We start from the raw sequence: 20,640 nt of genomic DNA, 5'->3' as shown, positions 1-20,640 counted from the left end.
AGTTTTTTGAGTTTTAAACGGATAAGCGTAGGGTTGCTAGGTATCGTGCTAAGCATGGTGCTTTTGGCGTATCTGTTCAGATTGCCACTGACATCGTGGTACTTAACACCTATGCTCAGTAAAAATGGCGTTGCGCTTCATTGTATTGATTGGTCATTAACCAGCAAGCTTGATTTAAATATCGAGAAATTATGTTTAACCTACCAAGGACAGCAAATTGAGTTGGCTGGTATTATTGCTAATAAGCAGCAGGTAACAGTTTCTCGCGCTAATCTCACTCTTAGCAATCAGGTAAGTAAACAACCTGACTCTTCACAAACAGAATTCAAAAAGCTTGCTTTAGTATTACCAGAGCAAAGACCGCTAATTAGCATTCAGCAGCTTGATGTAGTCTCACCGTTTACCGACAATCCTGTTAGGTTGGCGATACGGGAAAAACGCTTAAATCATTTTACGATTTCACGTGATATCAGTGCAGACGTTGAAATATCAAATTATGAAGTGAAAGCCAATCTCACCCTTGATGAGAAAGTGCTTGAACGATTCATCAAACTGCCCAAAAACAGCCATTTTACTACTCAGTCACAGGTTAATTTTGATGGTATTACGGTTGCTATTAAAAGCGTGGTAAATGTAAATTATCAGCACGCTTTAGAGCAATGTGACTTAAGTTTTGCTACTGAAGGGAGCCTGAGTGCAAAGTACCAACTAAATCAACAGCATCTAAACGCGGATTTATCAGCTTTACGGAATCAATTTAGTGCACACCAAGATTGTTTTATCTCTATAGCAAACCAACAGTACCAATCATTTATTAGAGCGCAGCTGCCGCTTGCTTGGCAGTTGCAAATTGCAGAACCGTTAAGTGTTGATGGTGAGTTGCTATCAGTCCCTATAGTTAAGCTGCAAGCAAATGAGGGGCAAAGCGAGATAAAAGTAAGTAATACGTCACTTTCTTTACAGAACCCGCTCACATCACTTAAAAGCCAAGTTGGCATTCATTTTAATAGTGAAGATATAAGTGAATTTAAGCTTGATGCTCATTTAAATGATGGAACTGTTAAATCAGGTTTTCAGCTGTCATTGAATTCATTACCAGCATTTTTAGATTTACAGGCTGACGGGATTCAGGCTAAAGGAAAGCTAAACATTGATGAGTTATTTGCGAGTCCAATAGTTGCTCAACTGAATGCAAATGTAAGTGTTAAAAACGCGCTTATATCGGATGCAACGATAGCTGACTTTACTAGCACTATTGACGCTGAGCATAATGCCCAGCAGCACTTAATTGTTAAAGCTAACAGCAAGGTTAAATCATTAAATTATAATGATATTAACGCAGCAAAAATCAGTAATGAGCTAACTCTCAGAACAGACCTAAGTGTGGGGGAGTTATTTGCTGATATTGATGCCAAAACCTCTGCCGCCAAATTAACAACTCCGGAGCTTACCTTAAATAAGTTGTCCGTCGTTACAAAGGCACTACAAAGTCGCGCCTTACAGGCAACGCATCATGTGTTTGCAGATGGCTTTGAAGTGCTAATTAGCCACCATATGTCTGAGGTTGCGCACCCATTTGAACTCGTGATACCAGAGCAGACAATTGCTAAGCTTAACCCTATAATTTATCAGTTTGAGCCCCTTGCTACCGTCACTGATGGGGTTGTTTCGGGCATTATTAAAGGTGATGTAAATCTTCAACAAGCACAGGGTAGTTTGCACATAGATAAATTCAGTGCGCTTTATAACGATTACCTCGCGAACGATTTTGCTGTGGATCTAAACGGGAAGTTTAATTCAGGGCAGCTTAATATTGCAGCGACTAAATTTACACTTAATGAACTGCGTGCAGGTGCAGTGGTGAAAAATATACAGGGTCAGTTGCAGGTAACGGCTAACCAGCCTTGCGCAGCTAATCTAACCGGTCAGGTTATGGGAGGGGAATTTGTGGTGAATAGCTACTGTCCACTGAGTGATAACCAAACCGCGACTGTTAAGTTTGAAAATATTGATGCCAGCAAACTGGTCACCCTTGATGCTGAGTCTGGAATTAGTTTAAGTGGCCGCTTAGCGGGCACCTTACCTGTTGTAATAAGCAAACAGGGGGTAGAAGTAAAGCAAGGGCAGCTGGTTAATCAAGGTGACGGTAAATTACTGATCACCAATAATGCAGGTTTTGAAGCTGTAAAGGCGCAGCAGCAGGAACTGAGCACAACACTGAGTTTACTTGAAAATTTAGATATTAAAAAACTACGTAGTAGTGTTAATCTCAAACCAGATGGTTGGTTACATTTAGGTGTCAATTTAGAGGGTTATAATGAAGCGCAGCAGCAAGCGGTGAACTTTAATTATAATCATGAAGAGAATGTATTTACTTTACTTCGGGCACTGCGTTTAAGTGATGAAATTACTCAAAGAGTTGAGAAAGAGTATGCAAAAAAAGGAAGCAATGATGGCTAAGTGGTTAGTAATGCTGACGGCTGTAGGCATGCTGAGTGCCTGTACTCACCGTGTAGAGGTGGCAGCAAAAGAGCCGATTACAATCAACTTAAATGTAAAAGTTGATCATGAGATCCGCGTAAAAGTGGATAAAGAACTTGATACCTTATTCAGTGATGATAGTGAATTATTCTAAGGAGCAAACATGCGTAAATTACAACTTAAAAAACTAAATGTGATCACCATGATCAGTGCTGTTTGTTTATCTTTCTCTGTATGGGCTATCAGCCTTGATGATGCAAAGAGCCAAGGGCTAGTGGGTGAAAACAGCTCAGGCTATTTGGGTTTAGTGGTTAATAACAGTGAAGCAAAAGCGGTGGTTGAAGAAATAAATGCAAAGCGCAAAGAGCAATATTTAAAACTGGCGAAAAAGAACAACCTCTCTTTAGCGCAAGTTGAAGCACTTGCAGCCGCTAAAACTATCGAGAAAACTAAGCCGGGTCACTACATTGAAGTGAACGGTCAGTGGGTAAAAAAATAACTCACTTTATTAAACGAATCAGTACAAAACAGAAAAAGCCAGCACTGCTGGCTTTTTTACATTTACACGATTGGTAAACATTAGCGTTTATCGATGCAGTTTTGTAACAATTGCTGCCAAAAGTCGATGCCTTTGCGCCTTGCAAGTTTAATATTGTGCTCCGGAATAGACTCTGGTTCATTGTAGTTATCTAACGCTTCGCTCATACTGGCTTCACGAATCAAATGCAGTGTCGGGTAAGGTGCACGGTTGGTATAATTTGCAGCATCGCTGTCATCACTGTCAGCAAAGACATAGTCAGGGTGAAAGTTGGCTATTTGATATTTACCTTCATAACCTTGCGCAGCTAAAAGCGCATTGGCTAAATCGACTAAATCTAAGAACTCTTCAAAGTCCTTAAAGCCTTGTTCAAACATCAAAAGGGTTGTTTCGCGCTGTGCTTGCTGATCTAACTCGCTACACTGCTCAAGCATATCCATTACTGCATCATCAAGTGTAATAGACTGACTGATTTGATAATGAATGCAATTGCTTTCAACTTCTTTACGGGCAAAGGGGCAGAAATTGTATTTTACGATTACGCTTGATACCCATTCGCGCATTTGTTTTTCTGGGCGATTCATCGCTTGTTTTGCAGCCACATTCTTTCTCTATTCTATTTCTCTATATTACTTTTCTAAGTAAAGCTCAATTAAATTGACCGTTTTACTGATAGCACCTTGATTATTAGCAACGCATTTCGCAGCTTGTTGACCAAGCTTAATCGTCTCCTGTGGATTAGCACTCAAAGAGATAAGTGTGTCAGCTAGTTGGTTTTCATCGATGACAATTTTAGCTCCTTGAGCACTAATCAGCTCAGGATAAATATGGTCAAAGTTATAGGTATGAGGACCTGCTAATACCCCAACAGAAAACGCAGCTGACTCTAATGGATTATGGCCGCCTCGCTCTATTAAGCTTCCGCCAACATAACTGATGTTTGCCACACCATATAAGCATTGTAACTCGCCTAAAGTATCAGCTAGCACAACTTGTTGGTTGTCATAGTTATCTTCACTACGACGACTAAAGTTCATCGTTGAGCTTTTTAATATCTCTGCGACTTTATCAAATTGCTCTGGGTGACGCGGAGCAATAATCAAAAGAGCATTGGGTAAGGCTTTTAACAGCTTTTCATGAGCACTTAAAATAAGCTCATGTTCAACAGGGTGAGTGGAGCCTGCAACCCAGATAAATCGCTCGTTGTTATATTTGTTTTTAAGTGCTGCGACTTTATTTAATTGCTCATTTGTTGGCGTAATATCAAATTTAATTGAGCCAAATACGCGTGCCTTTTCAGGCTTTAAACCAAGCTCAATAAAACGTTTGGCATCATCTTGATTATGACTGGCAAGGTCGCTAATAGACTGCATGATCACTTTAGTTAAAGGTATTACCTTTTGGTAGCCTTGCTGTGATTTGGCTGAAAGTCTGGCATTTAACACAAGAACTTTTGTGCCGTAGCTGTTGCTTTGAGCCATAAGGTTAGGCCAAAGTTCAGTTTCTAAAATACACAGTACCTTTGGCTTGATACGTTTTAAAAATCGACGCGTAGCAAAGAAAAAATCAATCGGTAAATAACAGCTGCTAACAGAGTCTTTAAAGTTATTTTTTATTTGTTCGCGGCCTGTAGGGGTGTTACAGGTTACTAAAATAGTAAGCACTGGATTTTCTGATTGAACGGCCTTGATAAGCGGGGTTGCCGCTAGCACTTCACCTACAGAGGCACAATGAAAAACAACATCGTGATGCGATAAATTCGAAAAGCCAAAGCGCTCAGCAAAGTGCTCACGGTAACCCTTATTCTTTTTACCACGTAAAACATACAGGTAGAAAATAACCAGTGGGCTTAGTAGGTATAAAAGTAAAGAGTATAAAATGCGCGCCATTGCCTAGCCTATATGGATAAAACGTTATGATAGCGTGGAACCTACGCGATCTAAATATAAAATGTTAAAAACGGTTATCAATGAGAGTTTTAAGTGTTTACTATTGGCTTATTTGGTAGTATTTCGGTTACTTAACAAATCAACGAAGCAATTATGAAATTTAAAATGATAAAAGCCTCGGTAATAGGTGCCTTACTAAGTTGCTCAATGCCTTTATTAGCAACGCCAACTGCTTATTTACCTATTGGTATGGATGCACAGCTTGATCATCAATTAGATACTTTGTTTGCACTAACAATTGGCACTCCTATGGCTAAGCCATATCGTTTAGCAGAAGTCGAAAAAGCACTTCTTTTACTAGCAAAGGACGAGCCGGGGTTAGCTGCTGTTATTCGTTCAAAAATAAAGCCGTATCAAAGTGATGATGCAATCACTCGTGTCGGTGTAAAATTACAAGTAGATACAGATAATACCAAGAAAATAGCTAATCAACGCGGACTTAGTTCTGATGAATGGGGGCAAGGCTTCTTCGAAGGTATTTGGCGTGCCAATGATTACACTTTAGTACAAGTTGGTGTTGATTATCGAGCCAAAGCAAATAAGTTTGTAAATTACAATTCCTTTATCAGCTTCGCAGGGAGAGATTTACAGTTAAACCTTGGCTATAAAGAGCACTGGTTTTCACCTTTTAAGCACTCTGCACAAATTATTTCTACCAATGCTAAAACTGCACCTTCGATTTCTTTGGGAATGGTAAAACCAGCTCATAACTGGTGGAATTTTGACTTTGAGCTTTATTATTCTGAACTTGAACATGTCGATAATGGCATTCTTTATCAAAATGAGCTTCATAGTGGCACACCAAAGCTTGCTGGAACGCATTTTAGTATTGAGCCGCTTGATGGTTGGAAGATTGGCCTTAATAGAATGATGCAGTTTGGCGGTGGGCCCCGTAAAGTAGATGCTGGTGATGTGGTTGACGCATTTTTTGATCCCGCAGGTAATGACAACTCAGGCCTCACTGGTAGTAAAGATAATGAGTTAGGTGACCAATACGTAACAATTACCAGCACTGTAAATTTTAATTGGGGAATGCCCGTTGAACTTTACTTTGAATATGGTGGTGAAGATACAAAAAATCATAAGAACTACCAATTTGGTAATACTGTTAGTAATTTTGGCTTCTTCTTACCAAAGCTGAGTAATAAAATGTCGCTTAGGTACGAATATACCAATATGCATAGTCTGTGGTACGTCAATGAGATATACCCAGTATATGGTAATACGGTTAGTGGTTTTGTAACGGGACATTATGCGGCTGATCAGCGATATACTGACTTGCATGCCAATGGCGTTGCGAGAGTTTACGCTGATGCACCTCCTACACAGGTGCACAGCATGGAGTTAACTTATAGTGAAAGCTACCGCTCATTCTGGCGCAGTAAGCTAACATTGATAGAAAATGAAAGTAACTATCTAAATGAGTGGGGTCAAACGACTGGCGATTATGAACGCGCCGTTGAGCTTCAACTAAGTAACACACGCCAATTAAATGAGCATACATTAGAGACAACTCTTACTTATGGTGAAGATGTATTTGGAGATAACTATACTTGGTTATCTGTTGCATATTTTTGGTAAGCAAAGCCGTTAATACTTTTTAAGGAATATCTATGTCAAATCTTGATTCAGTAGCGGCAAGCTACCTCGAAAGTTTAAATCGTCATCAAATGTTGTTTGAGACGATGGAAACCTACCACCCTGAAGTGATGCAATTACTTGAAGCATGCCACAGTGCTTTGCAAGCGGGTGGTAAGGTGATTTGGTTTGGTAATGGTGGTAGCGCGGCAGATGCTCAGCACTTAGCTGCTGAGTTTGTTGTGCGTTATAAATTGGAACGAGGTCCATTAGCTTCTATTGCATTGACAACGGACACCTCAATTTTAACCGCTCACAGTAATGACTATCATTTTGATACTGTATTTGAGCGTCAAGTGCAGGCGTTATGTAAGCCAGAAGATTTAGTGATTGGTTTAACTACCTCTGGTACTAGCCCTAACATCAACCTCGCCCTGGCAGCTGCAAATGAAATCGGCGCTTTTACAGTCGCATTAACAGGCCGAGATGGTGGTAAGGTAAAAGACATCGCTAAGTTACCAATTATCATTAAAAATGATGAAACAGCGCGTATTCAAGAAGCGCATATGTTCATCGGTCATTGGTTATGCGAAGCCATCGATATGGTTGTAGCGGAGCAAAAGTAATGGATTTAGCGTTACTAAAAAACCTTTCAAAGGCACGTATTTTAGTCGTTGGTGATGTCATGCTAGATAGATACTGGCATGGCGACTCAGGACGTATTTCGCCTGAAGCTCCAGTACCTGTTGTAAAAGTCAGTAAGTTTGAAGACAAAGCAGGTGGCGCAGCCAACGTAGCAAAAAATATTGCACGTTTAGATGGTAAAGTGGGCTTGTTAGGCTTAGTTGGTGAAGACGAAAGCGGGCAAATTCTTGAAACAATTTTAAGTTCAGAAAAAATTGATTCGCAATTAGTCAGTGTTTGCGATTTACCAACTATTTCCAAAATGCGTGTTATTAGCCGTCATCAACAAGTTGTACGTCTTGATCTTGAAGAGACCTTTACTGAGCAACACAGCCAATTGTTACTAAACCGTTTAGAGCTGGTGTTAGATGACTACGATTTTGTGTTGTTTTCTGATTATAACAAAGGCTCTCTTAGCTTAATTCAACAAATGGTTCAGGTTGCAAAGAAAGCAGGTAAAACGGTACTTATCGACCCTAAATCATCCGACTTAAGCTTATATTGCGGTGCTGATTACATTACCCCTAACTTAAATGAGTTTAAGCTTGCTGGTGGTAAAACTGATTCAGAGCAAAGCTTAACTGATAGTGCTCGTGCGCTAATTAGTGAAGCGGGTATTGCCGCTATGCTATTAACTCGTTCAGAGCATGGTATGTCGTTAATCAGTCAGACAGATAAATTCGACTTTGCGGCCCAGCAGCTTGAAGTCAGTGATGTAACCGGCGCTGGTGATACCGTAATCGCGACGCTTGCAGTGATGCTTGGTGCGGGTATGGCAGCAAAAGATGCGGTTGAAATTGCCAATCTTGCTGCAGGTATTGCGGTAAGTAAACTTGGCGCAGCAACAGTATCGCCAGAAGAGTTGAGTCGTAAGCTTGGTCAATATTTACAGCAAACCGGTGAGCATTATCAAACACCATTTGAAGATGTGCTTCAGCACATTGAGTTTGCAAAACAAAATGGTGAAAAAATAGTTTTCACTAATGGTTGCTTTGATATTCTTCACGCTGGTCATGTGCGTTACCTTGCTCAGGCTAAAGCACGTGGTGATAGGCTTGTTGTTGGCTTAAATAATGACGAATCAATCTCTCGCTTAAAAGGCCCAGAAAGACCAATTAATCCACTGGATGAACGTGCCATGGTATTAAGTGCGCTAGCATCAGTTGATTGGGTTATTCCGTTTGGCAGCATTGAAGAAAATGACACACCAGCAAAGCTAATCGAGCAAATTAGCCCTGATGTGCTAGTCAAAGGCGGCGATTACACCGTAGATCAAATTGCAGGTGCTGATCATGTTCTACGCCATGGCGGAAAAGTCGAAGTACTTGAGTTTCTTAATGGGTGCTCAACATCTAACGTTATCAGCAAAATTAAGTCTTAAGCAAAGCTTGGTAGTCACACAGCAGTGATTGCCAATCACTTTGATGCCAATGCATCACTTCGTTACGGCCTTGCTCTTTTGCAAATGAACGGGCAAGGCGTTTAATGTTTTCTTTTTGCCAACTGGCGTGCGGCTGTTTTATTTCGCCCCGGTCAAAGTCGATGATAAACACCTTTCCTGTATCATCGAATAAGATGTTATTGATGTTTAAGTCTGCGTGATATACCCCGTGATTATGAAACTCGCTGAGAGTCACAGCAATCGCTTTGAGTTCAGGTTGGCTGAGAGAGCGACTGATTAAAATATCTAACACACTTTTTGCCCCTGTCACCGCCTCGGTGATGATATCGCCGCGATAGATAAAGCCACTGGTGGTAATTTTTGCCGCAATAGGGTTTGGCACATTTAGACCAAGCTCACGCAAACGCATCATCAGCGCGAATTCTTTATAGACACGGGTTTGCTCTAAACCAAAATATAAATACTGGTCGCTCAGCAACTTACCTACTAAACCACCACGCCAATAGTGGCGCAGAACACCTGTAAGCTGTTGATGCTTAAAAAACCACGCTGTTGCGCGGCCTTTTTTAGCTCCGACTATTTTCTCTTGTTGTTGCCAATAACTGGCATCAAACCACTGTTGCGTGAGCTCATCTTTATAGGCTGGGTGACACAAAAGTGTGGTGTTTTGTAGATGCTGAGTTTCGAACATAACAACTTCAAGATTAAATAAAATTAGCCCTATCTTACCGTATTTTTAGCTTTTCGCATAAGTGCTTGCATTAGCATCAAGTTAATTTAAGATCGCATATTATTTGCTGTAGCTAAGGGCGCACGTGACTCAATCAACCTCCTATTCAGATATTTGTATTTTAAGGCTTTCGGCTATTGGTGATGTATGTCATGCCGTATCAGCAGTGCAAGCAATTCAAAAGGCACACCCGAAGGCAAAAATTACCTGGGTGATAGGTAAAGTTGAGGCTATGTTATTGGCCGATTTACCTGGTGTTGAGTTTGTTGTATTCGATAAAAAGCAGGGTAAACAGGCTTATCAGCAACTAAAAGAGACTTTCAAAGGTCGTAAATTTGATGTGCTATTACATATGCAGGTAGCACTAAGAGCGAATTTAGCAGCCCGTTGTATTCCAGCAAAAGTCAAAGTGGGGTTTGATTGGGCTCGTTCAAAAGAGTTACATAGCTTGTTTATTAATAAACGTATTGCCCCGCAATCAGAGGCTCATGTATTAGAAGGCTTTAAAGGCTTTGCTCAAGCTATTGGTACGCCTGATTACAAACCTCAATGGCAAATGCCAATTACCGAGCAGCACCAACAAGCAGCCGATGCGCTATTAGGTGAAGAGCGTTTAACCGGGCGTATTTTTGTTATCTCACCTGCGGCAAGTAAAAAAGAGCGTAACTGGTTACCCGAACGTTATGCTGCACTTGCTGAACATGCTTATCAACAAGGCTTTTCGGTGGTTATCACCGGCGGTCCAACGCCTTTAGAGAACGAACTAGCAGATCAAATTATCGCACATAGTTCTGCTCCTGTGCTTAACTTAGTAGGGAAAACCCAACTAAAAGAACTGCTATGTGTTTTGAAACGTTCGGCGTTAGTGTTAGCTCCTGATACTGGGCCTGCGCATATGGCTGTAACGGTAGGAACACCTGTTATAGGTTTGTATGCCCATTCAAACCCAAAACGCACAGGACCTTATTTGTATCAAGATTATGTTGTTGAGGTTTATCACCAAAATTTACTTGAACAAACTGGCAAAACGGCGCAAGAGCTACCTTGGGGAGTACGCGTTAAAGGGGCTGATTTAATGGCGCAAATAAGTGTCGAAAAGGTAATTTCGATGTTTGACTACGTGATACACAAAGAGCAACTGTAATGAGCAACGTTTTATTTTTAGACCGAGATGGTGTGGTCAATATTGATCATGGTTATGTATACAAACCACAAGAATTTGAATTTGTACCCGGTGTATTTGAGGCGTGCAAAGCCTTTGCGGATGCGGGTTATAAAATTGTGATAGTTACTAACCAGTCGGGTATTGGTCGCGGTTATTATTCAGAACAAGATTTTTCTAAGCTCACTGAGTGGATGAAAGGTGAATTTTTACGTCATGGCGTTGCTATTCTTGATGTGTATTTTTGCCCGCATCACCCAACCAAAGCGGAACCTGCCTATTTGCAAGAATGTAACTGTCGCAAGCCTGCTCCGGGTATGCTTTTACAAGCTATCAAAGAACATCAAATCGACCCATCACAAAGTATAATGGTGGGTGATAAGCTTGGCGACCTTATTGCCGCTGAGAGAGCCAATATCGCTACGCGTGTTTTAGTTCGTTCAGGGCAAAGTTATGCAGAATCAACAGAGCAACATGCCGATATTGTCTGTGAGTCTTTAGCTGATTTACCTACTTTGATTTTACAATCTTAGCAGGTAAGACCAGTTTTATTTCGCACGCCTCAAGGTGTGCGACGAACTGCAAACAGTGCAATTGTTCGCCTAAGCTTTTACAATAGGCGCAAAATTTAAAGTCATGCTAATCATTCCTGGTTAGGTACAAGAATATGTGGAGATTACAGATGAGAGCATCTGCGTTTTTTAATCAGTTGCAGCAGCAAATTGATGAAGTGAAAGCTGAAGGCTTATACAAAAGCGAGCGTGTTATCACGTCACAGCAACAGGCTCAAATTGAGGTTGCTTCTGGTGATAAGGTCATTAACTTTTGTGCTAATAACTACCTTGGCTTAGCAAATAGCCCAGAGTTAATTAAAGCAGCTCAACAAGGCCTTGACGACCACGGTTTTGGTGTTGCTTCTGTACGCTTTATTTGTGGTACTCAAGATATTCATAAAACCTTAGAGCAAAAGATCTCTGAGTTCTTAGAAACAGAAGATACTATTCTTTACTCATCATGTTTTGATGCAAACGCGGGTTTATTCGAAACAATCTTAGGCCCAGATGATGCAATTATCTCTGACGCTCTAAACCATGCTTCGATTATTGATGGTGTGCGCCTTTGTAAAGCAAAACGTTTCCGCTACGCAAATAACGACATGAGCGACCTTGAAAAGCAACTTATTGCTGCTGATGAAGCGGGTGCTAAAACAAAACTAATCGCAACTGATGGCGTTTTCTCAATGGACGGTGTTATTTGTAATCTTGAAGCGGTTTGTGACCTTGCAGATAAATATGATGCATTAGTAATGGTTGATGACTCACACGCTGTTGGTTTTGTTGGTGAAAATGGTAAAGGTACGCCTGAGTACTGTGGTGTACTAGATCGCGTTGATATCATTACAGGTACGCTCGGTAAAGCACTTGGTGGCGCATCGGGGGGTTACACATCAGGTAAAAAAGAGATTGTAGAGTGGTTACGTCAACGTTCTCGTCCTTATCTTTTCTCAAACTCACTTGCACCATCAATTGTTACAGCATCAATTAAAGTACTTGAAATGCTTAGCAATGGTGGCGAGTTACGCGCAAAACTATGGGATAACGCAAAATATTTCCGCGAACAAATGGAAGCAGCTGGATTTACTTGTGCAGGTAAAGACCATGCCATTATCCCTGTTATGTTAGGCGATGCTAAAGTTGCCTCAGCCATGGCTGACAAATTACTTGCTGAAGGTATTTACGTAACAGGTTTCTCATTCCCTGTAGTACCTAAAGGCCAAGCACGTATCCGTACGCAAATTTCTGCGGCGCATACAAAAGAGCAATTAGATACCGCTATTGCTGCCTTTACCCGTATTGGTAAAGAAATGGGTGTTATCTAATTTTATTTCTTAAACCGAAGCTATTGCTTCGGTTTTGTTTAATTGAGTGTGAATCATGAAAGCATTATCTAAATTAAAAGCAGAACCAGGGATCTGGATGACTGATGCGCCAAAGCCTGAAGTTGGCCATAACGATCTGCTTATTAAAATCCGCAAAACAGCAATTTGTGGAACTGATGTCCATATTTATAAATGGGATGAGTGGGCACAAAATACAATTCCTACGCCAATGGTTGTTGGCCACGAATATGTAGGTGAAGTGGTTGATATGGGCCAGGAGGTACGTGGTTTCCAAGTAGGTGACCGTGTTTCTGGTGAAGGACATATCACATGTGGTCACTGTCGTAACTGTCGTGCCGGACGCGTACATTTATGTCGTAACACAACTGGTGTGGGTGTTAACCGCGAAGGCGCATTTGCTGAATACCTTGTGATCCCAGCTTTCAACGCATTTAAAATTCCAGATAACATTTCTGATGAGTTAGCATCTATCTTTGACCCATTCGGTAATGCTGTACACACTGCGCTGTCGTTTGATTTAGTGGGTGAAGACGTATTAATCACAGGTGCAGGCCCAATTGGCATCATGGCTGCAGCTGTTGCTAAACATGTTGGTGCGCGTCATGTGGTTATCACTGATGTAAATGAATACCGCCTAGATTTAGCGCGTAAAATGGGTGCTACCCGTGCTGTAAACGTGGCTACTGATAACCTTGAAGATGTTATGAAAGAGCTCGGAATGACAGAAGGCTTTGATATTGGCCTTGAAATGTCGGGTGTGCCAGTTGCATTTAACAGCATGTTAAACAACATGAATCACGGTGGTAAAATCGCCATGCTAGGTATTCCACCTTCAGATATGGCGGTTGATTGGAACCAAGTTATTTTCAAAGGTCTAATCATTAAAGGTATTTACGGCCGTGAAATGTTTGAAACTTGGTACAAGATGGCGAGCTTAATCCAATCAGGTCTTGATCTGAAGCCAATTATCACTCACCAGTTCTCTGTGGATGACTTCCAAGCTGGCTTTGATACAATGATTTCAGGCCAATCAGGTAAAGTGATCCTTAACTGGGATTAATACCAAGTTGTTTGATAAGGCGGCTTTGGCCGCCTTTTTAGTTTAGAGAGTACTATGTCGTATAAACATATTTCAGTGAGCGAAACTTTTGCCCTGTTAGATAAAGAAGATGTTGTGATTGCTGATATTCGCGATCCTAACTCATTTCAAACTGGGCATATTCCAGGCGCTGAGCATTTATCAAATGCCAACATCAGTGATTTTATGATGCATAAAGAGTTTGATCAGCCAATTATCATCGTTTGTTATCATGGTGTGAGCTCTCAAGGTGCTGCGAGCTACTTAGTAGAGCAGGGGTTTGAAGACGTTTACAGTATGGATGGTGGTTTTACTGCTTGGCAGACACAACTTCCGGAGCATATTGAACGATGATTGAGTTGGGCAGCATAAATAATCCTCGCGCCGCACAAGGCTTTATAGATTACATCAAAAGTAAGGGGTTACATGGCGAGTTGCGCTCACAAGATGGACAAACAGTGATTATTTGTGTTGCCCCAGAGCACTTTCATCAAGCTCAACCACTTTGGCAGGATTTTGCTGCTAATCCACATGACGAAAAATACCAGCAAGCTTCATGGCAGGTAGGAAGCACTCAATCGCCACTATTATATCAAGGTCAGTCACTTAACTTAAAAGCTCGCTTTAAAGCATTAAGTTGGCTAAATCGTACTGTTACATTAGTGTCGATTGTTATATTTGTAGCCTTCTTATTAGGTGGTTTTGAAACTATTTATAGTATGTTGCAGTTTAATCCTGCACAGCCTCTAACTTGGTTTACACCTGCCATTGTGCATTTTAGCGCTATCCATCTTATTTTTAATTTGATCTGGTGGATGACACTGGGTAACGATATAGAAAAACGTAGCGGTAAGTTAACTTTAGTTGGTTTATTTTTAGTTACTGCATTCATTAGTAACTGGGCACAGTTTTTAGTTGTAGGGCCGAACTTTGGTGGTTTAAGTGGCGTTGTTTATGGCTTACTGGGTTTTTGTTGGATTTACAGCGTAATGAGGCCATCAGAGCCGTCATTAGTAAGTAATAGCATCGTCGGTTTTATGCTGGTTTGGCTTATTTTAGGCTTTGTTGAATTGTTGCCCGTGAGTATGGCTAATTGGGCACATTTGGCGGGGTTATTAGCTGGAATGGCTTACGCTGTGTCTGACAAGCTGCTATCGCGTAAATAATACCAACCCGCAATAATACTTAATCATTTTGAGGGATTAAACCTGTCGCTAACTGCGTTAAAAATTTCTCATTTAGAACAACTAAATAACGAAATTTTTGCCTTGTTATCAACGAGGTTTTATTGCCTCAAAATAGACTACTTAATTAAGCGGATTGGTATAAAAATGGCGGCTAATGCCGCCATTTTACAATTAATGATATAAATACTTAGTAAATAACACTTCTCGGACAATCTCTTGTCCTGTTTCTTGTTTTAGTAGTGATTTTAGCTTCTCGGTACAGCGCTTTCTGATTTCTTCGCGGCCGGTAAGCGATTTAATATTTTCTTCTGGCTCTTTAGAGAGTATTTCAACAATCGCATCACGCAATAGCGGAGTGTGGTGTTCTACCACAGCAATATCTGACATATCATTAAGCATCAGATCCACCGTAATACGTACATATCCAAGCTTTTTATTACCTTGGCCTATGTAGTTGGTGATGATGTCAGGCTCAAAACCAAAGTAGCCAACATTTGATTCAGCCCGCACAGAGCAACTTGTTATTGCACTAACAAGCAGAATGCTTATCAAGTAAATTGATAACAATGACTTTTTCATAGTTAAGAATATTCCACCCTTTCAATGACTTTTAGTCTATACCCAAATTCACCTAAGATACAGGCTGTTCTGTGTTTTTTAACCTTGCTTGAGATTAAATCATGACTTTTTCGAAACGTGCAGCGATGATATCATTTGCATGTTTTTTTTAAATAATGAGTCGTTGTGATCACATTCCCAGTTTCACTAGCTGCAAATTGGCAGCCTGCTTCAGCATTTCCAGATTTGACGCAACAACAGCAAGGTTGGCTGCTTGAAGCCGGGTCATTAACGGCTAAGCTTAAAAGTCATTGTCAGGCTTTTTCAGTTGAAGTTTTAAACGAAGCACCTTTTGACTTAACCTGCGAGCAACAAGCGTTATTAAATACTTCTTTAAGTCAGGCATTAAACCGTGAAGTTTTACTTCTGTGTGATGGTAAACCAATGGTTTATGCTCAAAGCTGGTTGCCAGCGGATGATACATTAAAAAAGCAACAGTTGCTAAGTATGGGAACAAGACCGCTTGGCGATGTTATTTTTCAAGACCCAAGCTTATCGCGAACTGAAATCGAAGTTGCTGAGTTTTCACAGCAGCACGCTATTCAAGCTTTAACAGCTGAAATCGGCTACTCTTCACAACCATTGTGGGGAAGACGCAGTGTATTTAGCTTATCTAATGCTCATTTTCTCGTGGCTGAAGTATTCTTACCTGGAGCGTATATTTACCTATGAAGCTAGCTGCACTTAAGGTCGCACATATACCTTACTATAAACAGTTAATGCGTACCGATAAGCCAATTGGCACTTTACTATTGTTGTGGCCAACTTATTGGGCGCTGTGGCTTGCTGAGCTTGGCACGCCGAGCTTATTAAATTTTGTGGTATTTAGTTTGGGTGTCTTTGTGATGCGCAGTGCCGGCTGTGTAATTAATGACTTTGCCGATCGTAAAATAGATGGCTCAGTTAAGCGCACAGCCCAGCGACCGCTGGCAGCAGGTTTGGTATCAAGTGGTGAAGCTTTGAGCTTGTTTGTATTGCTTATCGTGGTAGCGTTTGGTTTAGTGTTAACACTCGGATTGCCAACCATTTTACTGTCGTTTGGTGCTTTAGCTCTGGCGTTTTGTTATCCATTTATGAAGCGTTACACCCAATTACCGCAAGTTGTGCTTGGTGCTGCATTCAGCTGGGCTATTCCAATGGCCTATATGGCATCAATTGGCTCTGTACCATTAGAAGCTTGGTTATTATTTACAGCTAATCTTGTATGGACTGTGGCTTATGACACCATGTATGCCATGGTTGATAGAGATGATGATTTAAAAATTGGTGTTAAATCAACGGCAATATTGTTTGCCAGCTATGACAGACATATCATCTTTTTACTCAATGTTTTGTTTATTATGATTCTTGCTTACATTGGTAAGAGTAACAACCTTGCTTTGCCTTATTGGCTAGGGTTAATTGCAGCGATTGGTTTTTTACTCTATCAACAAACGCTTATTCATAATCGAGAGAGAGACCCTTGCTTTAAAGCATTTTTGAATAACCACTATGTCGGGTTGGTGGTTTTTATTGGTTTAGCAGCATCCTTGCCACTGCCATTTTAATTACCTTGGTGGGTCGATAATACCGCTGATTGAGGCATTTTTCCTGAACCAACCAGCAATGGAATAGCGAACATCGTGTGCCGGTAATACTTCATGCATAAAGCGCTCACTTTCAAACATAACCAGCAAACCAGCTTGAGGCTTTATGACAATTTCAATGTCTTTACTTTTTGGCTTGTAAATTACCAATTCACCACCTGATTCTGGCGTGTTCAAGTAACAAACCGTTGTGAAAATTCGATTCGAACGGCCTTTGAAAGCATCAAAATGCTTTTTATAAAAGTCACCTTGCTGATACTTTGCATAGTGGCATTCATAGTCGAATAACCCTAAATAAAAGTTACGGTTTAACTGTGTTTTTATCGCTTCCATGGTCGCCAGATAGGTAATTTGTGCTTGGCTTGAACTATCGAACCAAAAAGTTTTATCTTTTCGCACGGTTTTATCTATTTGTTGGTCGGTTAAACGGCCAATACCAGCAGTATGAAAATGTGGGTTAATTCGATAGCAATCAGCAATTAAATCAGCGATTAGGTTTTCATCAATGGCGTTTTCAACAACAGCATAGCCAGCCTGTTCGATGGCATCTAAATAAGAGTCGGAAATTAGTGGTGCGGTCATTCATATGCACAATCAAAAAAAGGTGAGTAAGTGTATATGAAAAAATGTGCGATGCACGCTTTTTATGCAATAAAAAAAAGGGGGGGGGCTAGCCTGATTCATTACAGGCTAACAGCATATAAAATAGCTTTTAGCTTTGGCTTGCTAACGCCGTTTTTTCAATGAGGTCAAGTAAATGACTAACATGAGAATTTTCATTGATTTGTTGGTTAGTTTGGATCACAAGCTGCTCGTGTGCGATACCTTTATTGGTTTTCAATAACAGTAAATCTGGGTCTGAAGAGACAATACTTGTGTGTTCAATACTGGCTATTGCGATGTGGTTTGACTTTTTAAGGCCATCCATTACTTGCTCAATGCTACCTACTTTTATACTTGATGTTTTATCAAAAGATTCAATTGCATCATTCAGCATAGATTGAACCTGTTTTGATTGAGAAAAGCAGCTGTACATTGGGTAGTCAGCAAAGTCGCGTTTACTGATATCGCTTTTATTGGCAAGTGGGTGGTTCTTAGCCACAAAAATAATGAGTTGATCGGGTAAATGAATATCGCTGCCAATGCTGTTCATTGCTTGCGAGCATACGCTGATATCAATTTCACCTAACTGCAGTTTACGTACAAGCTCGCTTTGTTCTTGTAACTGCATCTCGATTTTTACATGTGGATACTGCGCTAAAAATTGGCCGCAAGAAACAGGAACAACCGTGCTAGCTTTATTGGTATAACCGATAACTAATTTTTCGTTAGTGCAACCGTTTAAAGATTCGAATAAACGTTTTTTGGTCTCTTCAAGGTTGTCGAGGGTTTGTTTAGCGTACTCAAGGAAAAGTTCACCTTCTTTGGTTAGCTTAACTGAGCGTGTAGAGCGGGTAACTAGCTCATAGCCAATTTCATCTTCAAGCGTCTGAATACTGCGAGTTAACGCTGAAGTGCTGATTTGGGTTTTTTCTGCAGCTTGGCGAAAATGCCTCAGCACGCCTAGTGCCACAAATTGTTCAAGTTGTTCAAATCTCACTTTAATAGTCCCTTGTTATAAGTAAGCCTTTTTACATATAGGCGGTATTATTATACTTCACGGAAGGCATAGTAAATTATTGTACCTTTTTTGGGAAGTGTTTTACAGAAAAGTTACATCTAATCAGGGTAACGATCTTTAATCTCTAAGAAAAGTGGTAAATTTTCAAGTAATAAGTCGACAAGAATTGGATCAAAATGTTTCCCGCGTTGATCTTTTATAAGCGTTAAAGCCTCATCCAATGGCCATGCTTTCTTATAACAACGGTCGCTGCAAAGCGCGTCAAATACATCTGCTAGGGCGGTGATACGGCCAACTATATTGATATCGTCTGCTATTAAACCTTGCGGATATCCTGAACCATCCCACTTTTCATGATGCTGGTAGGAAATTAAAGCACCACATGTCAATATCTCGTTACTTGAATTTTTTAATATTTCGTAGCCGATTTCTGCATGGGTTTTCATTACTTCCCACTCATCATCAGTGAGTTTGCCAGGCTTGTTTAAAATGTTATCGGGAATGCTGATCTTACCTATGTCATGTAAAGGTGAGGCAAGTTTAATGATTTCGCATTGAAATGGGTTTAGTTCTGAAAGCTGAGCAAGCAGTTCACTATATAAAGCAACACGTTTAACGTGGGAACCAGTTTCTTTAGAGCGTTTTTCTACAGCCTCACCGAGAATGTACGACAATTCTTTTTGTGATTCTTTTACCATTTCTCTGAGTTTTAAATTATCGTAAGCAAGCGCGATGTTATTGGCATAAAACTCTAGCAGTTGATGCTCTGTTGCTTGCAACTTACTACCTTTATGTACATAAAGCATGGTTTCTAGGCCAGCTTTGGTAGGAAAGTAACCAATGTAATCATTGCTTGTTTTTAGTGATGACTTACGCTCATGTGCATCTATAAATAAGTTTTTTACCTCATCTGGAATGGTATTTTGCTGTGGTGTAGGACCTACGCCTGAGGCAGCAAGAAGCTGGAAATCTTTTGCTGGAGACGATTGTAAGTTAACAGCCGCAGCACAATAGATTTGCGCATCATTAATTCCCATCACGTTAGTGACATGGCTTAAAATTGTTGAGGCGAACTCATGAACACTGTCACATTTTAAAAAATTTGCTGAAGCATTAATTATTTGTTCAAGACCATGCTTATGGCGGTCAATAATTTGAATATCACGATGTGCCCTTAAGGCTGAGTAGAGCAGGGTTTTAATTTTAATCGCGGTGAGCTCTGTTTTATTTTTGTAATCGTTGATGTCGTAATCGCGGATAATGGCTTCTTCAGGAGCTTCACCGGGCTGGCCTGTGCGCAGTATTAAACGAATATCGTGGTTTTCTATTTCATCGCGAATGAATTGAATAAGCTCAAGACCAGCATGGTTGGTTTCCATTACCACATCAACTAGGGCAACAGAAAAGGGAATATCTTTATTTAAAAACTCTTTTGCTTCGGCCGCAGAATAGGCGTCATAAAAGCGCAGACCTTTATTTTCAAAACTGAACCCAGCTAATACTAGTTTCGTAACTTGGTGAATATCTTCTTCATCATCAACAACAAGAATATGCCAGTATTCAGGTTCTTCAGTTTCTATATTATTTTCTTCTAACTGTTCTTCAGAAAATAAGAAATCATCCACAAAAACACCACTTATTGTTGTATCTCATACAATAAGTATAGAGGCAGAAATTTACTCTGCCTTATCTGAAACTGGTTTTTTTTCGATATTCTTCAATTCGATTTCGATAGCGTGGCAGGAGATGTGGATCTCATACAAAGAGGTTAGAAGAGACAAGGCTAAGCAAGCGAGGCTGCTCCCAAATAAAATGATTCCAGTGGTATTAAACTCTATAAATAATGCAAACATCGATAAAGTACACATGAGAAAAGAGGCAACGCCATAGACCTGCATCACCCGAATGAGTTTGATACGTTTTCTTAAGTTGGTAATTTGTGCAACAACCAGTGGGCGGATACTTTCCCCTTCACGTGCATTGAGTTCTCGAATAAGCTGAGCAAGCACCAAAAAGCGGTTGGTATAAGCAAGTAACAGTAAAGAAATTGCAGGGAATAACAATCCCGGTGTTGTTAAAGTCATGTGGTTACCTTGAAATAAGCGTTGCAGCGAAGTCAATTGCTA

The 20,640-nt window shown here is 40.5% G+C and carries 22 protein-coding genes; 14 read left to right on the top strand and 8 right to left on the bottom strand.

Annotation, left to right across the window (positions count from 1 at the left end; translation table 11 throughout):
- Positions 1–6 precede the first annotated feature (6 nt).
- From QUE86_RS04830 to QUE86_RS04820, 3 genes are read left to right on the top strand one after another with little or no spacing between them, the layout of a single operon-like run.
- Positions 7–2,460: an intermembrane phospholipid transport YdbH family protein gene (locus tag QUE86_RS04830; RefSeq protein ID WP_286259539.1), complete on the top strand. Its 2,454-nt coding sequence runs from the start codon at positions 7–9 to the stop codon at positions 2,458–2,460.
- On the top strand, positions 2,453–2,635 hold the full coding sequence (locus QUE86_RS04825; protein WP_054551055.1) for a YnbE family lipoprotein: 183 nt from the start codon (positions 2,453–2,455) through the stop codon (positions 2,633–2,635). Before QUE86_RS04830 ends, QUE86_RS04825 begins: the two co-directional genes overlap by 8 nt.
- 9 nt (positions 2,636–2,644) lie before the next feature.
- Positions 2,645–2,980: a YdbL family probable chaperone protein gene (locus QUE86_RS04820; protein WP_130050624.1), complete on the top strand. Its 336-nt coding sequence runs from the start codon at positions 2,645–2,647 to the stop codon at positions 2,978–2,980.
- 80 nt (positions 2,981–3,060) lie between these two features.
- Here QUE86_RS04820 and QUE86_RS04815 read toward each other — a convergent pair whose 3' ends face one another.
- Both QUE86_RS04815 and waaA read right to left on the bottom strand, forming a co-directional pair.
- Positions 3,061–3,603: a DUF1415 domain-containing protein gene (locus QUE86_RS04815; protein ID WP_130052249.1), complete on the bottom strand. Its 543-nt coding sequence runs from the start codon at positions 3,601–3,603 to the stop codon at positions 3,061–3,063.
- 45 nt (positions 3,604–3,648) lie between these two features.
- Positions 3,649–4,908 (bottom strand): lipid IV(A) 3-deoxy-D-manno-octulosonic acid transferase, encoded by a 1,260-nt coding sequence (gene waaA / locus QUE86_RS04810; protein ID WP_130050625.1) that lies wholly within the window; start codon positions 4,906–4,908, stop codon positions 3,649–3,651.
- A gap of 153 nt (positions 4,909–5,061) precedes the next feature.
- On the opposite strand from waaA, the gene QUE86_RS04805 reads away from it, so the two are divergent.
- The 3 genes from QUE86_RS04805 to hldE are packed head-to-tail and all read left to right on the top strand — an operon-like array spanning position 5,062 to position 8,611.
- On the top strand, positions 5,062–6,549 hold the full coding sequence (locus QUE86_RS04805; protein ID WP_130050626.1) for a capsule assembly Wzi family protein: 1,488 nt from the start codon (positions 5,062–5,064) through the stop codon (positions 6,547–6,549).
- A 32-nt stretch (positions 6,550–6,581) separates the two neighbouring features.
- Positions 6,582–7,172 carry a D-sedoheptulose-7-phosphate isomerase gene (locus QUE86_RS04800; protein WP_054560969.1) on the top strand — a complete coding sequence of 197 codons (591 nt, stop codon included), beginning with the start codon at positions 6,582–6,584 and terminating at the stop codon, positions 7,170–7,172.
- Positions 7,172–8,611 (top strand): bifunctional D-glycero-beta-D-manno-heptose-7-phosphate kinase/D-glycero-beta-D-manno-heptose 1-phosphate adenylyltransferase HldE, encoded by a 1,440-nt coding sequence (gene hldE, locus QUE86_RS04795; RefSeq protein WP_286259534.1) that lies wholly within the window; start codon positions 7,172–7,174, stop codon positions 8,609–8,611. Before QUE86_RS04800 ends, hldE begins: the two co-directional genes overlap by 1 nt.
- Here hldE and QUE86_RS04790 read toward each other — a convergent pair.
- Positions 8,601–9,323 (bottom strand): 3-deoxy-D-manno-octulosonic acid kinase, encoded by a 723-nt coding sequence (locus tag QUE86_RS04790; protein WP_178927387.1) that lies wholly within the window; start codon positions 9,321–9,323, stop codon positions 8,601–8,603. The two genes, hldE and QUE86_RS04790, sit on opposite strands and share 11 nt — an antisense overlap.
- Positions 9,324–9,447: 124 nt before the next feature.
- Here QUE86_RS04790 and QUE86_RS04785 point away from each other — a divergent pair, with 124 nt between their 5' ends.
- The 6 genes from QUE86_RS04785 to glpG all read left to right on the top strand — a co-directional run bounded on the left by QUE86_RS04785 (position 9,448) and on the right by glpG (position 14,668).
- Positions 9,448–10,506, top strand: coding sequence for a glycosyltransferase family 9 protein (locus QUE86_RS04785; protein WP_250661195.1), 1,059 nt, complete (start codon positions 9,448–9,450; stop codon positions 10,504–10,506).
- Positions 10,506–11,057, top strand: a complete 552-nt coding sequence (gmhB, locus tag QUE86_RS04780; protein WP_130050630.1) for a D-glycero-beta-D-manno-heptose 1,7-bisphosphate 7-phosphatase — start codon at positions 10,506–10,508, stop codon at positions 11,055–11,057. The genes QUE86_RS04785 and gmhB overlap by 1 nt, the downstream gene beginning before the upstream one ends.
- A gap of 149 nt (positions 11,058–11,206) precedes the next feature.
- A complete protein-coding gene (locus QUE86_RS04775) occupies positions 11,207–12,403 on the top strand; it encodes a glycine C-acetyltransferase (protein ID WP_054560964.1) in 1,197 nt (398 codons plus the stop codon).
- Positions 12,404–12,458: 55 nt separating this feature from the next.
- Positions 12,459–13,484, top strand: coding sequence for an L-threonine 3-dehydrogenase (gene tdh / locus QUE86_RS04770; RefSeq protein ID WP_130050631.1), 1,026 nt, complete (start codon positions 12,459–12,461; stop codon positions 13,482–13,484).
- A gap of 54 nt (positions 13,485–13,538) precedes the next feature.
- A complete protein-coding gene (gene glpE, locus QUE86_RS04765) occupies positions 13,539–13,856 on the top strand; it encodes a thiosulfate sulfurtransferase GlpE (protein ID WP_130050632.1) in 318 nt (105 codons plus the stop codon).
- Entirely contained in the window at positions 13,853–14,668 is an 816-nt protein-coding gene (gene glpG / locus QUE86_RS04760) for a rhomboid family intramembrane serine protease GlpG (RefSeq protein WP_286259526.1), read from the top strand. The genes glpE and glpG overlap by 4 nt, the downstream gene beginning before the upstream one ends.
- Before the next feature lie 192 nt (positions 14,669–14,860).
- On the opposite strand, the gene QUE86_RS04755 is transcribed toward glpG, so the two are convergent.
- Positions 14,861–15,268 (bottom strand): flagellar basal body-associated protein FliL, encoded by a 408-nt coding sequence (locus QUE86_RS04755; protein WP_286259524.1) that lies wholly within the window; start codon positions 15,266–15,268, stop codon positions 14,861–14,863.
- 165 nt (positions 15,269–15,433) lie between these two features.
- On the opposite strand from QUE86_RS04755, the gene QUE86_RS04750 reads away from it, so the two are divergent.
- Together QUE86_RS04750 and ubiA are read left to right on the top strand one after the other, a co-directional pair.
- On the top strand, positions 15,434–15,979 hold the full coding sequence (locus QUE86_RS04750) for a chorismate--pyruvate lyase family protein (RefSeq protein ID WP_130050635.1): 546 nt from the start codon (positions 15,434–15,436) through the stop codon (positions 15,977–15,979).
- The gene (gene ubiA, locus QUE86_RS04745) at positions 15,976–16,854 is read left to right on the top strand and encodes a 4-hydroxybenzoate octaprenyltransferase (RefSeq protein WP_130050636.1); all 879 of its coding nucleotides are present in this window, start codon (positions 15,976–15,978) and stop codon (positions 16,852–16,854) included. Before QUE86_RS04750 ends, ubiA begins: the two co-directional genes overlap by 4 nt.
- Here the strand turns inward: ubiA and QUE86_RS04740 are convergent, their stop codons facing one another.
- The 4 genes from QUE86_RS04740 to QUE86_RS04725 form a co-directional block, all read right to left on the bottom strand.
- On the bottom strand, positions 16,855–17,475 hold the full coding sequence (locus tag QUE86_RS04740) for a 2OG-Fe(II) oxygenase (protein WP_286259520.1): 621 nt from the start codon (positions 17,473–17,475) through the stop codon (positions 16,855–16,857).
- Between the two features lie 130 nt (positions 17,476–17,605).
- Positions 17,606–18,493, bottom strand: a complete 888-nt coding sequence (locus tag QUE86_RS04735) for a LysR family transcriptional regulator (RefSeq protein ID WP_130050638.1) — start codon at positions 18,491–18,493, stop codon at positions 17,606–17,608.
- A 119-nt stretch (positions 18,494–18,612) separates the two neighbouring features.
- Positions 18,613–20,139 (bottom strand): response regulator, encoded by a 1,527-nt coding sequence (locus QUE86_RS04730; protein WP_130050639.1) that lies wholly within the window; start codon positions 20,137–20,139, stop codon positions 18,613–18,615.
- Positions 20,140–20,190: 51 nt separating this feature from the next.
- Positions 20,191–20,598, bottom strand: coding sequence for a DUF2721 domain-containing protein (locus QUE86_RS04725; RefSeq protein ID WP_130050640.1), 408 nt, complete (start codon positions 20,596–20,598; stop codon positions 20,191–20,193).
- Positions 20,599–20,640: the final 42 nt, after the last annotated feature.

The organism is Pseudoalteromonas apostichopi, assembly GCF_030297135.1.
GTDB lineage: Bacteria > Pseudomonadota > Gammaproteobacteria > Enterobacterales > Alteromonadaceae > Pseudoalteromonas > Pseudoalteromonas apostichopi.
The sequence above is the reverse complement of the archived record's forward strand: the minus strand, read 5'-3'. Positions and strand labels throughout refer to the sequence as shown.